A 13,445-nucleotide genomic window follows, 5' to 3' on the forward strand; every position below is an offset into this window, starting at 1 on the left:
AATCCTGTCGGTCGGTCAGAAGTTGAATGTCACGCCGCCACGGATGGTGCGACCGGGTGAAGCCATCAGGCCCAAGGTCAGCGCATCCATATAATATTTGTCGAGCAGGTTATCGGCCGTCAGTTCGAAACGGACATGTTCGTTCAGCTTGAACCGCGCTGACGCATCGACCAGCGTGTAAGGGTTCCATTCGATGACTTCGATGGCGCCGGGAACCGCTATGGATTCCGACGGACGGCGGCCGGTGTAGGTCACGCGGGCGAAGAGGTTCAGCCGCTCCTGCATCAGGTCGAGTTCGACCGAACCGCCGCCGGCCCATTCGGGCGGCACGTGGTTGCGGCCGTAGCTGCCCCGGAAACCGCCATTGCATTCGTATTCGGCGGGCAAGGGCCGGGTGGACGTGCCCTTGCGCACCCAGTCGCAATATTCCGCCTTGGTGTAGTGCGTAGCGAAGAGCGACAGCCGGGCCGGGCCGGCGCGGTATTCGAAGGTGCCCTCGTAGCCTTTGAAGCGGGCCATATCGATGTTGCGGACGGCCTCGTCCGGGTCGGCAAAGGTGGAGCCGACGCCGCGGGTGATGTAGTTCTTCGCCTCGTTGTTGAAATAGGCGAGCTTCATGCGCACCGCGTCACCGGGCCAGAACAGTCCGTCCTTCGAGACGTTCACGCCAAATTCCCAATTCCGCGCGCGCTCGGGCTTGATCGCGTCGATCGGGTTGGCGGAAAAACCGGTGACGGCCTCGAACAGCGAGGGCAGGCGCAGTGCCTCGCCGTAGCGGGCATAGACCTGGAGCCAGCTACGCGGGATCATCGTGATCGAGGCGATCGGTGCCCAGCCGCCCGCCTGCTGGTTCAGGTGGTAGTAGTCGCTCCAAACGCGCTCCAACGGATACCACCGGCGCGAGAGCTTGCGGTCGTGGGACTTGAAGGTCGTGTAGCGCAGCGCGCCGTTGAACTTCAGGAATGACACCGGCAGATATTCGACATCGCCGAACGCGCTCCATTCCCGCCGCCAGCCGTCGCGCGCGGCGCTTTCCAGCTTGGCGCCAGGAATGGCGTAGGTATTATCGTGGCTGAACGATGCCCCCAGATTGACGGTCAGATCGCCCCAGGGACCGTTCACCAGCGAGCGGTTGCTGATGTCCACGCCGTGGCGGTGGGTACGGCCGTCATAGGGGTCGATATATTTGAGGTCCGGTGAGATGCTGGAAAAGTCGTAGGCGGTGCGGATGCGGTTATCGAGTTCGGTGCGCGAGGCGTTGACCTTGAGTTCGATGAGATCGCTCTCCGGCTTCCACTTGTAGCGCGCGGTATAGGTGTCCACATCCACCCGGCTCATCGGTGCCTGGAGCGCGCCATCGCCGCGAATGATCGACGAGGGCATGGCCTCCCCGAACCAGCTCTGGAACTTCATGTAGGCAAGTTCGAGGGCATGGCCGTCCGCCGGACGGATCGTGACCTTGGCGAGGAACGAGAGGTTCTCGGATGAGGTGTTCAGCACTTCCTCGCCCGCGCGGAAGCGGTTGAGGCCCGAGCCGTAACCGACGGTGGTGTAATATTCCTCCCAGCCCAGGAAAGGGAGCGTCGTAGTCGATTGCGTGTAGGTCAGGTGCGGCGCATTGCCGCTCTTTCCCGCGAAGTAATTGCCGGTATTGCGATAGGTCACCGCACCGAGAAGATCGATCCAGTCCCACGACTTGGCGACGGCGATGCTGCCGTTCCCGTCGGTCGGCTTTAGCCAGGACGGGCGGTTCAGCCCGCGCGGATTGCCGAGCTGGTTGACGTTGTCGAAGTCTGGCACGACATCCAGCGGGCCGCACGCGTAGTTGCAGCCGGTCTTGTACTTGCCGATCATCGAAGCCCGCAGCCCGCCCTGGGTATAAGCCTCGGGCGCGCCGCGGGTATTGGTGTTGAAGCCGCCGCGCACGCGCACGCCGAAAGTCTTGCCGGGCAACAGGATGTCCTGCACGCCGATCGTGCGCATCGATACCACGCCGCCGACGCTGCCGACGCCTTCCACGCCCGAGGTCGGCCCCTTCAACACCTCGACGCCGCCAATCATGTCGGGATCGACATAGGAACGCGACGCAACGCCCGAATAGCCGCGATAGACGGTGGTCGATTGCTGACTGCCGTCTATCACCACAGGTACGCGGCCCATGCCCTGCATGCCGCGGATGTTGACGTCGAGCGCGCCGCTGTTGCGGGCGTCGCCCGACAGGACACCCGGCGTACCGCGAAACATGTCACTGGGCTGAAACCCGCGATTGCGTTCGATCTCGTCGCGCGCGATGTAACTGGACGACTGTGGGGAGGTGTAGGCCAAGTCGCCGGTATCCGTGCCGTCGCCGAAGCTGCCGGCGCCAGCCCTGGAGGAACGCCCGGTCACCCCGCCTGCACCCACGCGCAGCACACCCAGTTGCACCGTGTCAGCTGCAGCCTGCGGTGCCCGTTCCAAGGTGTAGGTGTTGGCGCCGCTCTTGCGAAAAGTGAGGCCGGTGCCCGCCAGAAGGCGGGACAGGGCTTCGAGCGGGGAGAAACTGCCTCTTATCCCCGAAGTGGACACCCCTTGCGTCAGCGGCGCGTCATAGATGAGTTCGATCCGCGCCTGCCGCGCCAGCTGGTTGAGCGCCGCGGGAAGCGGTCCGGCAGGAATGTCATAGGCCAGGCTGCTCTGAGCCAGTGCCATGCCCGGCACCGCGACGGAAAGGCCGGTGGTGGCGAGCAGGCCTAGCGCGATACAGCGGGCGGTCGACCGGACGGAATGGCGCAAATGGTTCGATTGCACGAAATGAATACCCCCAAGGTCATGAACAAGCAGAAGCGCAATTCGCTATTGCGACGCGCTTTCAATTTTCTGACGTTCGTCCCTTGGGAAACGGGACTTGGCGATAAAGATTTTTTTGAAAATTTCCGATCGGTGGGAATCTCAATCGTAAATCAGGACGAGACGATCCGTCAGCCGGGTCGATTCCAGGCCCAGCGACATCTGCAACTTGACGATGGCACCAAGCGGGTCATGAATGTTGAATACGCCACTGACCCTGCGAGTACGCGCCTTCGCGCCGATTACGCCGAGGAAGCCTTTGTGATACCGCCCAAGTTCCGCGACGACCTCGGACAAGGGGCGGTCCTCGAATGTCAGGAACCCTTGTGTCCAGGCGTCTGCATCGACGGCCTTGCCGGTTTCGACTGCGCCCAGGCCAGTGTCACGGGCATAGCCCACGCTCTGGCCTGCATCGACATCGACGGTTCTGCTCTGCTGTGTTGGAAAGGCCACGCGTACACTATGCTCGGTCACGCTTATTCGAGTTGAATCGTCGATAGCGCGCACGAGAAAACGCGTTCCCAGTGCGGTTGTAGTGCCTTCGTTCGCCTCGACGACGAACGGACGCTTGCGGTCGGGGGCGACAGTGAATGCGGCTTCGCCCTTGAGCAGCCGAATGGTGCGGTGACCGGGCGCATAGTCGAATGCTACCGCGCTGTCGGTGTTGAGCAATATGTGTGAACCATCAGACATGGCGATGGTGCGCTGCTCTCCTGTTTCCGTCATCGCATCCGCTTGCCAGCGCGTGGGCCAGTCATTCACCTGTCCGACGATGGCGAGGGCGAGGCTGGCGGCTAGCGCCATGGGCGCCCAGCGGCGCAGCGGCGCCCCGCGCGCCATCGGCAACGCGATCGGAGGAGTGGCGAGGGGAGTGGGGATTGCAGGCGAAAGGGTCACATCGCCAAGGTCTGACCAGATGACCTCCATTTCCGCAAAGGCCTGCGCATGCCGCGGGTCGGCATCCAGCCACGCATGCAATGGGCTTTCGTCATCCAGCAGGCCGCTGTCGCGATCGGCGAACCAGCGCGCCGCCTCGTCGGCAATTTCCTTGGGAATGGGACTGTCAGCCACCACCAGCGCTATTCCTCCGAAAGCAGGTCCACCCTGCCCATGCTAATGAAGACGTCCGGCACCTGCGGATCGGGACTTGTCAGGGGAAAGAAGTCGTTCATGCGTCGGCATCGTCCTGAAGTCGCGCATGGCAATGCCTCACAGCGATGCGGACATGCTTGGCGACGGCGTTCAGCGTGATACCCAGCTTCTCGGCCACCTCGTCGGCAGGAAGGCCGTCGATGCGTCGGAGCGTGAAGACCTGCCGGCATCGCAACGGCAGTTCCTCCAGCGCCGCTTCGAGGCGGCGCAGTCTTTCCCTATCGACCAACCGCGTTTCGGCCGATGGTATATCGGCGGCGATTTCGATCGGTAGTTCCCCGGAATCAAAAACCTTTCTCTGCCGTCTGGCGGCACGCAAGTGATCGGTCGCCAGATTGGTGGCCAGCCGATAGAGAAACGCCCGCTTGTTGATGATCGGCGGCTCATCGTCGATCCTCTGGACCCGAAACCACAGGCTTTGCGTCACATCCTCTGCGGCCGGGGTGGTGCCGACGATACGTTGCGCCAGCCGCAGAAGCGTGTTGCGTTCTGCAAGCAGCAAGCGCGTCAAGGCGGTGGCGTTCGAAGGCATTGCGGCTGCTACTGACATTTTTGCGATCTGTTCGCAATAATGGTTGACTGCAAATGGAGTTTGCCGGGTTGAGCAAATCCATATTTCCGCATGCTAACCCCGCAACGACCGTTAAGCGGGATTATCGTCCTGAATCACATGTCTCGAAACGACAGTCTGGGCATTCAGAATAGGAAAGGGGACGGACCGCGCCCAGGAACGGAAATTCGGCGCCTGAATGGCAAGGATGGGGCAACGGTAGAAGCGGCTGCCAAGCGCGGGCCATTCCAGTCTCCCCAGTCGCTCGGCACCATTCTGGAACCTGCCATAAGGGCACCCAGAATCAGCTCTTATGAAGAGCAACGGACCGTAGCCTTGATCATCGGCGAGCGGGTGTTCCAAAGACGACAATGAGCCCGGCCAGTGGAAGGATGCAGAAGAACCAGAGCATTGCCGCGATCACGATTGTAGCGGCCAATTGCGCGACGGGAACGAGCGCCAGGACCAGCAATGCGGCTCCGCTCGCACACCAGGCGGCTCGATAGACGATGTGCCTTCGGGATGTACCGCGCCGGATGGCATCGAAGCCGGCCACCGCAAGGACCAGGGATAGGGCCAGGTTCACGATCACTGCGCAGCGCCTCCGGCCGGCCTGCGAGCGATCCTGCCTGCTGCGATCCACAAGATGACGCCCATCGCCAGCGCCGTCAGGTCTGCGCCTGAGCGGATACCATCGCCATGAGCCAGCGTTGACGTCAGCGGCGTTCCCGCCAGAGCCGTGCTTAAGGGAATAGTCAGGCAGAGCAACGCCGCCGCACGCAACTGCTCTGGCCACGCGCTGGACCAAGGCCGCGCACCGGCATGGATGAGGCTCAGCAGCCAGGCCAGGAAGTAGATAGATGCGGCCATACTGCGCCGGTCTTCGATGCCGGAAGGCAGCAACTGCTCACCGTGCAGGTACGCCGCACAGGCGATGATGTTTCCAGCCACAGCGGCGATGGTGATCCGGCCTGCCATGGCGTGAAATGCCGATCCGCCTCGGCGCGCCCGCTTTTCGGTAAAGAGGACAAGGCCAGCCCCGACCATCGCGGTGCTGGCGAGCCCGGTCAGGAAATAGAGCCAGCGGGCAGCGATTCCACCCCATTCGATGAAGTGCAGTCCGGCAAGGAAGGCCTGGGTCTCGCGGGCCGGGGAGCGCTTCACCAGAACGCGCAGCAACCGGCCGTCGGCGCCTGCGAAGTCCACGCGATCGGGGAAGTTGGCGATGCGATCGTCGCGCTGTCGCCAGATCTCGACTGCGGCATTGGCACGATCGGGATGGCTCACATAGATGTTGACGGCCGCTCCGCCACCCCATGCGCGCTCGGCGCGCGCCACCAGCGGCATCAGCGCAACCGTGGCCTGTGGCGATCCGGCGGGTGTCTCCACATCGATGTAGCGCGATTGCGCAGCCGCAGTCTGATAGGCTTTGACGTCGCCGCCGTTCAGCGTTGCGACGCCGGCGGGGATATAGGCGTAATAGATCAGGACGAGGCCGGTATAGGCCATCATCATGTGGAACGGCAGCGGCAGCACCGAGAGAAGGTTGTGCGCATCCATCCACGCCCGCTGGCGCGAGGCCCAGGGGCGGAAGATGAAGAAATCGCGGAATATGCGCTTGTGAATGATGACACCGCTGATCGATGCGGCCAGCATGGCAAGGCCTGCCGCGCCCACGATCAGGAAGCCGATGGGGCTGGACTTGCGATCGATCCCCAGCGTGTAATGATAGCGCATGAAGAAGAACCCAGCGTCCATATCGCGCGGGATGCGGACGCCGGTCTGCGGATCGAGGCGGTGGGTGGTGGCCTTGCCCGCTTCGTCGGTCCACACCAGCCGCAGCACAGGTTCGCGCGAAGTGGGGATGACGATACGCCATTGCCTGGCATCCGGAGCGATGCGGGTGAGATAATCCCGTCCCATCGCTACGGCTCGTCCCCGGTCGATGGCCACCGGAGAGCGCAGTTCGGGCGTGGTCCAGAGGTTGATCTCGGTATAGAACACCGCCAGCGATCCGGTCAGCAGGATGCCGAACAGAACCCAGCCGAACAGCAGCCCACACCATGTATGGAACCAGCCCATGGATTGGCGCAGGCTATCCTTCATCTGGCGACCGCCAGCATCAGGGCGAAGGGGAGGGCCGTGCCCACCAGCAGTTCGCCCCAGATCCGCGTGACGCTGCGCACTGCGAAGGCGCGAAGGATCACCGCAACGAACAATATGAAGGCGAGGCAGGTCGCAAGGATGTTGGCGTCAACCGCATCCATCGGCAGCAGGCGTACCGCCGCGCAAATCCACGCATAGCACAGACCATAGGCGCCGACCGTCGATGCCAGCATGCGCGGCGCGATGGTGCGCCAGCCCGGCTCCTGCCTCGCCGGCACGATCAGAACCGCTGCTCGAACGTCACCGCGACGCTGCGCGGCTCACCCAGCACCCACTGTGAGGTGGAATAGCTGTTCTGGACGTAGATCCGGTCGAAGACATTGCGCAGGTTGAGCGTCACGCTGGTCTTCTCTCCCAGGTCGTAGCGGGCTGAAGCATCGACGAGCGTATAGGCCGGAATGCGACGGGTATTGGCGGCGTCCGAATAGCGCTTGCCGACATGGCGCAGGCCGGTGTCGAGGTGCAGCGGTTGCACCGGCCGCCAAGAAAGCCACAGATTGGCTGCCTTTTCGGCAACGCCGATCGGCATGTTGCCGTTGCGGCTGACAAGCTCCGTGCCGACAAGTTCGTCGAAGTCGTCATATTGCGCGTTCAGGATCGTGCCGTTGGCCAGGATGCTGAAGGACTTGGTCACGGCCAGTCCGAACGATGCCTCGACGCCGTAGGACGATTGCTGGCCGACCTGCACAGACACCGTGGGATCATTGGCGGAGCGGGTCAGGATCTTCTTCTTGACGATGCGATAGCCCGACAGCGTGAATTCGCCGCGCCCGTCGAGGAAGGTTGCCTTGGCACCCGCTTCCCATTGCCGCCCGGTGGATACATCGAAGCTGGTTTGTGCCAGCGTCGCGGTGAGGAACGCCGTCACCGGATCGGCGGCCGCGGAATATTGCGCGTAAAGCGAGATCGTGTCCGTGGGATTGTAGACCAGCCCCGCACGCCAACTGGTACTGGGATAGCGCGCGGTGTAGTCGGCGGTCGGATCGAGCGCATCGTGGCGCTCGGTCTTCGGGCGATCGTAGCGCAGGCCCGTCACCAGCGACAGTCGATCCGACAGCGAGAGGCGGCTTTCGCCGAACAGCGCCCATTGCTGCACATCTGTCTTATACTTGTACCGGGTGCCGAAGGCGCCATCCAGAAACGTGCCGGGCGCGTAGTCGTAGGGATCCACCAGGTCGGATCGGGAATTGGGCGAACTGTCGGTGCGCAGCAGCGATCCGCTGTTATACTCTCCGCCCAGGCTCAGGCGGTGGTCCATGCCCAGCAATGTGTGGTCGAAAACCGCGTTGAAGCGGTCGCCCCACTGCTTGGTCTTGTAGAAGATTTCCAGATAGCTCGACCGGCGGATCTGATCGCCGGACCAGGCATAGCCTTCTGCATTGCGCCAGTGCTTGAAGCCGGTGAGGTAATAGGCGACGTTGGTGATCGTCACCCCGTCTGAAGGCGTCCATTCCGCCTTGGCCTGGGTCCAGGCATCGTCGAAGCGCAGCGAGCGGTCGGCGATATTGTAGTTCTTCTTGCGGATTTCGCGCACCAGCTTGCCATCACGCAGCGGCGTGCCGTACCAGATCGTCGGATCTAGATCGGCGCGATCATGCGTCAGGGTCAGCACCAGATCGTCACTGGCCTGGTAGCGCAGCGCGGCCGACAGGGCGAGACTACGGGAGCGTCCGCGCTCCATCCAGCCGTCCGACCGGTTGTAGCTGAGATCCACGCGATAGGACAGCTTGTCCCCGATCGGCCCGCCGATCCCGCCGGCCGCTGCATATGTATCGAAAGAGCCGCCGCTGAGGCGTAGTTCACCTTCGAACTCTTCGGTGTTGGGCTTCTTGCGCACAACGTTGATGGCGCCGCCGATGCCGCCTTCGCCATAGAGCACGGACGCAGCGCCGCGCAGCACCTCGATGCGCTCGGCCATCCAGGGATCGGCGGGGAAGGTCTGCGTGGTCGTCGTATAGACCCGCATGCCGTCATAGAGCTGCATCACCGAAGTGTAGCCGGTGAACCCGCGTGAACTCAGCGAATAGCCGAATGCCGAGGAATTGTTGATCAGGCCCGGCGCGCGCGCCGCGGCGGCCACGACGGTGCGATCGCCAAGACTGCGGATCATCTCCTTGGTGATGACATCGACGCTCGCGGGCGTCTGCATAGGCGTCAGGCCAAGGCGGCTGGAGGCATCGGCCTGCTGGCCAAGCTGCAGGACGCCGGCCTTGCGCGCCGTGACGACGATGTTCTCCGTGCCATCGGGCGCGGCGTCGGCGGTCTCCTGAGCATGCGTTGCGGTGACACTTGCCGCCAGTGCGCAACATGATGCGCCGGAACGGATCAGGCCGGAAAGAATCGATCGTGTATTCATGTGTAACCCCCGTTGCGTTTTCCAGTCGAACGGACAGGTTCCCGCGCAGGAGGACGTCCCCTCGCACGGGCGCAGCGGTGGAGACCGGGCGCAAACGAGCGACCGGCGGAACCCACCGTTGCGGCCTGGCCGCAAGTTCGTCGCTCAGACGGAGTACACCGTGCCGCGGCCATCCCCTGGACCAAGGCAAGAGCGACCGGACGCTGGCAGGTCTCCTGGCTCACGGGTCATCGCACGATGCACGGCCTTCCCAGGCCTCGCAGGAGTTAGCGTCCGGCCCAGTGGCTGCGACAGGCATCCTTGGCCTGCCGCGATATGCATCGCGCTATCCGCTTACAGTTGCAGGGACAGCCTCGGCTTCAGGGGCAGTACCCCTCCACCGCGTTCCCTTTTAAGCCTCTTTCGAAGCACCAACGCGATCTTGCCCCCCGTTAGGGGACGGGCTGGGAACTATGGGCTATCGAACAGGATAGCAAGAAATTCGTGGAATGTGGAATTTGGTCATGCCTCGATGGCAAAGGTGCGCTCCATTATCGCCATACAGCGGCTCTGAGCGACCGATCGAGAGCCATAATGGTCCGGCCACATGTGAGGTGAGAAATGCTGTCCGACGTCAGGTCGTAAACCCCGCCGTTAACAGCCACTCGCTATGCGATGTGAGATCGGACGAAGGCTACACGTTCAGTGACGGAAGCGAGCGGAAGCTGGATGATCTCGTATCCAAGACCAGAATAAGCATCGATCATCGCGCGATAGGTCGCTTCGGCTTCGATGGGTGACTGCTTGCGCTCAGTATCTTGGGCGAAGATCGCCGGCCAATGAGGCGCGATAAAAACCCGTTTGGCATAGCGTCGAATTTCCGCAGCGCGCATTGTGGCTGCTGGCACTGGTAGATCACAAAGCCGCAAATAGCCGATAACATCGGGAATGCCTCGATCGAAGATCACGGATCCGGGATACGATGTCGCCTCTCGATACGATCGCATGTCCCATGAAAGCATCAAGGCTGCAAAGGCTTCGCGATCTGACCATGGCAGCGCCGTGCCACCTATGCTCACTTGATCCTGTATGATTGCACGACCGGCCTCCGGCATGTGAGCGAAGCCCTCGGACCCAAGCGCGTCAATCAAGGTGCTCTTCCCAGAACCTGGGCCGCCCGTGATGATATGAAATCGTTCGGCCATTATGGCATCTTTCTCCTGCGTTGAGTGGCAACTGCTACGTTATGAGGGCCGGTGCTGAACGACCGGGAAGGGGCGGGTCCTGCCGGTCTCCATGATCGATGCTCCACTATCGATCATGGAGACCAGGCTCAGCTCAGATGGGTCTTGAAGAACGGCACCAGCCTGTCGAGCGCCAGACCGACCGGCTCCGGCTTGTCGTAGAGGTCATAATGCGACCAGTCCTCCAGCGCGACGAGTTGCCGATCCTTTGAGGCGACCGATCGGCCGTAGATTTCCATCCCGTCGCGATAGGCGCCGAATGCCCCCACCTTCTGGCCGATCACCACCATCATCGGCTGCGTCATCAGCATCTCGGCAAAGGCAAAGGCGTCCCAGCCCAGCGTATTCTGCGCATGGCTGAACAGCATCCGGGTCCAGCCGCCCGGCTGCTGCCCGCGCGGGGTCTTGTAATAATCGGTCGCCTCGAACACATCGCGCTCGGTAAGGCCCGCGTCCCTGGCAGCTTCGGGGCTGGCAGGCAGTAGTTCATTGACCTGCAATTCGCCGCCGCGCGCTTCCTTCGTCCGCTGCGTGGCCATGGCGTCGAGCGCGCCCAGAGGATCATAATTGCTGAACCCCTCGCGGAAAAGGCGGCCGATATTGACGGGCGTGATCGCCACGACCGCCTTGATGCGCTTTTCGGTGAGGGTGGCGTTCAGCACATAGCCGCCCCCGCCACAGACGCCGATCACGCCGATCCGGTCGGCATCGACATAGGAAAGCGTCACGGCATAGTCGATCACATGACTGATATCCTCGACCCGCTGCGTCGGATCCTCGATCCAGCGCGGTTCGCCGCCCGAGGCGCCCTGAAAGCTGGCATCATAGGCGATGACGACGAAGCCCTGTTCGGCCAGTGCCTTGCCATAGACATTGCCCGACGTCTGCTCCTTGCAACTGCCGAACGGGTGGACGGCAATGATTGCCGGCCAGCTCTTTGCTGCATCGAAATTCGGCGGGAACAGGATGTTGGCGGCGATGTGCCAGGCCATGTCGCGGTTCCGGATCTGAACGCTTTCCATGATCATTTCCTCGGGAAAGATGGGGGGCATACCAGGAGCGCAATGCTCCCGGCGCCTGCTTGCACGATTACTCGGCGGGTTCGGTCACGGCGGCCGTCAGCTTGGCCGTGAAGAACGGGGCGAGGACGGACACGGCCTCGTCGACAAAGGCTTCGCCATCATAAAGGTCCATATGATTGGCGCCCTCGACGACATGGAACGCTTTGTCGGTGCTGGCCGCGCGATCATAAAGATCATCGCTCATCCACTTCGAGCCCGCCATGCTGCCGGCGACGATCTGGATCGGCTGGGTCAGATAGACGTCGGCCATATGATAGGCATCATAGGTGATGATCTGGTTCAGGCTGCGCAGCGTCGCAAAGCCGGGCGCGGTCGGATATTCGGCGCGCGGAGTATGATAATATTCCCAGGCCTGACGAAGCTCCTCGTTCGGCGCGTCCGCTTCGTTCATCGGTGCCAGCGGCATGGTCGCATGGCCCTTGCCCTTGGCGTCGGCGGTGCGGGCGTTCGAGCCCGCCTCGACATAGGGCAGCGCGTCGATCGATTTGACCATATTGTCCCAGCCATTGCGGAACATGGAACCGATATTGACCGCGCTGACCGTACCGATCGCCTTGATCCGGCGATCCTGGATCGCGGCATTGGCCGTGTAGCCGGCGCCGGCACAGATGCCCATCGCGCCGATCTGGTCCCGGTCGACATAGGGCAGCGTCGTCAGATGATCGATGACCGCGCTGACATCCTCGGTGCTGATATGGGGATTTTCCAGCTGACGAATATCGCCACCGCTTTCGCCCTGATAGGAGCGGTCGAAGGCGATCGTGACGAAGCCCTGCTCCGCCAGCTTGCGGGCATAGGTGCCGGCCGTCTGCTCCTTCACCCCGCCGCCTGGATGCGAAACGACGATCGCCGGATAGCGCCGGGTTGCATCAAAGCCTTCGGGCAGGTTGATGACGGCCGACATGGCTATCGACGGGTTGTTCGAATTGGCGAAGCTGATCTTGCTCATGTCTCGGTCTCCTCAGGGCTGGCGACGGGGGGATCGTCTGCCGATAAGGGAGATATAGACCCTGGCGATTGCGTGGATTAGATAGGTAATGCTGCTTGGTCCTATCACTGGAGTGATGAATGAGGCGCGATGAGATCGCTGATCTGGCGGCATTCGTGATCGTTGCGGAAGAACGCAGTTTCACCAAGGCGGCCGCACGCCTGGGCATGGCGCAATCAGGGCTCAGCCAGATCGTGCGCAAGATCGAGGAGCGGCTTGGGATGCGCCTCCTGTCCCGCACCACGCGCAGCGTCGCCCCGACAGAGGCAGGGGAACGGTTGATCGCCACGCTGGGGCCGATGTTGCATGATCTGGACGGCGCCATTGCGTCGCTGGGGGATTTGCGGGATCGGCCATCGGGCACGATCCGCGTGACGACGGTGGAGCATGCCGCCAAGACCATCCTTCTGCCAGCGATGCGCAAGCTGCTCCCTGAAAATCCGGATGTCACGGTTGAACTGACGATCGACTATGCGCTCGCGGATGTGGTGGCCGATCGGTTCGACGCCGGTGTTCGGTTGGGCGGCGAGATCGCCAAGGACATGATTGCGGTTCGCATCAGCGCGGATGTGCCAATGGCGATCGTCGGTGCGCCCGCCTATTTCGCCGGACGAAGCGCGCCGGCGTCTCCGGCCGGCCTTGTCGATCATCGCGCCATCAATCTGGGCTTGCCCGGTTCTCGGGTGCCCCTGGCCTGGCGTCTGATGCGCGGCGGGCGGGAGGCGAAGGTGCGCGTCGGCGGGCCGCTGGCGCTGACGACGATTGAACTCGTCCGTGCTGCGGCGCTCGATGGTCACGGTCTCGCCTATCTGCCGACCGATCAGGTGCAGGATGATCTTGATGCCGGGCGACTGATCCAGGTTCTGGGCAAGTTCACGCCCGACCTGCCGGGCTATCAGCTTTATTATCCCAACCGGCGGCATGCCTCCGCCGCTTTCAAGCTGTTTGTCGAAGCCGTGCGCTATCGTGATTAGGCGCCCATGCGACTAAACGGAATGTCTGCTTCCGGTCCGCGAAAATTAGGAACTGAGCGTCCGGCATGGGTCAGGAAAACCTTATTGGACCAAAGTATGATCCAACCGCGCGGCCTGGCCCATTATGT

11 protein-coding genes and 1 riboswitch are annotated in these 13,445 nt (G+C 62.5%); of the genes, 1 reads left to right on the forward strand and 10 read right to left on the reverse strand.

Annotation, left to right across the window (positions count from 1 at the left end):
* Window positions 1-15: 15 nt before the first annotated feature.
* The 10 genes from CG471_RS08525 to CG471_RS08570 all read right to left on the reverse strand — a co-directional run bounded on the left by CG471_RS08525 (window position 16) and on the right by CG471_RS08570 (window position 12,304).
* Complete coding sequence (locus tag CG471_RS08525) at window positions 16-2,787, reverse strand: TonB-dependent receptor (protein WP_099231567.1); 2,772 nt, start codon at window positions 2,785-2,787, stop codon at window positions 16-18.
* Between the two features lie 141 nt (window positions 2,788-2,928).
* Window positions 2,929-3,900, reverse strand: coding sequence for a FecR family protein (locus tag CG471_RS08530; protein WP_099231568.1), 972 nt, complete (start codon window positions 3,898-3,900; stop codon window positions 2,929-2,931).
* A 94-nt stretch (window positions 3,901-3,994) separates the two neighbouring features.
* On the reverse strand, window positions 3,995-4,489 hold the full coding sequence (locus CG471_RS08535; protein ID WP_257211474.1) for an RNA polymerase sigma factor: 495 nt from the start codon (window positions 4,487-4,489) through the stop codon (window positions 3,995-3,997).
* Window positions 4,490-4,868: 379 nt separating this feature from the next.
* Window positions 4,869-5,120, reverse strand: a complete 252-nt coding sequence (locus tag CG471_RS08540; RefSeq protein ID WP_099231569.1) for a hypothetical protein — start codon at window positions 5,118-5,120, stop codon at window positions 4,869-4,871.
* Window positions 5,117-6,634 (reverse strand): PepSY domain-containing protein, encoded by a 1,518-nt coding sequence (locus CG471_RS08545; protein ID WP_099231570.1) that lies wholly within the window; start codon window positions 6,632-6,634, stop codon window positions 5,117-5,119. The genes CG471_RS08540 and CG471_RS08545 overlap by 4 nt, the downstream gene beginning before the upstream one ends.
* Window positions 6,631-6,912: a hypothetical protein gene (locus CG471_RS08550; protein ID WP_083575535.1), complete on the reverse strand. Its 282-nt coding sequence runs from the start codon at window positions 6,910-6,912 to the stop codon at window positions 6,631-6,633. The genes CG471_RS08545 and CG471_RS08550 overlap by 4 nt, the downstream gene beginning before the upstream one ends.
* Window positions 6,913-6,914: 2 nt before the next feature.
* Entirely contained in the window at window positions 6,915-9,050 is a 2,136-nt protein-coding gene (locus CG471_RS08555; RefSeq protein ID WP_072895810.1) for a TonB-dependent siderophore receptor, read from the reverse strand.
* A 187-nt stretch (window positions 9,051-9,237) separates the two neighbouring features.
* A riboswitch (cobalamin riboswitch) is annotated at window positions 9,238-9,480 on the reverse strand.
* A 217-nt stretch (window positions 9,481-9,697) separates the two neighbouring features.
* Window positions 9,698-10,234, reverse strand: a complete 537-nt coding sequence (locus CG471_RS08560; protein ID WP_099231571.1) for an AAA family ATPase — start codon at window positions 10,232-10,234, stop codon at window positions 9,698-9,700.
* 128 nt (window positions 10,235-10,362) lie between these two features.
* Window positions 10,363-11,295 carry an alpha/beta hydrolase gene (locus CG471_RS08565; RefSeq protein WP_099231610.1) on the reverse strand — a complete coding sequence of 311 codons (933 nt, stop codon included), beginning with the start codon at window positions 11,293-11,295 and terminating at the stop codon, window positions 10,363-10,365.
* Between the two features lie 67 nt (window positions 11,296-11,362).
* Window positions 11,363-12,304, reverse strand: a complete 942-nt coding sequence (locus tag CG471_RS08570) for an alpha/beta hydrolase (protein WP_099231572.1) — start codon at window positions 12,302-12,304, stop codon at window positions 11,363-11,365.
* 119 nt (window positions 12,305-12,423) lie between these two features.
* Here CG471_RS08570 and CG471_RS08575 point away from each other — a divergent pair, with 119 nt between their 5' ends.
* Entirely contained in the window at window positions 12,424-13,317 is an 894-nt protein-coding gene (locus CG471_RS08575) for a LysR family transcriptional regulator (protein ID WP_099231573.1), read from the forward strand.
* Window positions 13,318-13,445 lie beyond the last annotated feature (128 nt).

The organism is Sphingobium sp. IP1 (assembly GCF_002708645.1).
GTDB lineage: Bacteria > Pseudomonadota > Alphaproteobacteria > Sphingomonadales > Sphingomonadaceae > Sphingobium > Sphingobium yanoikuyae.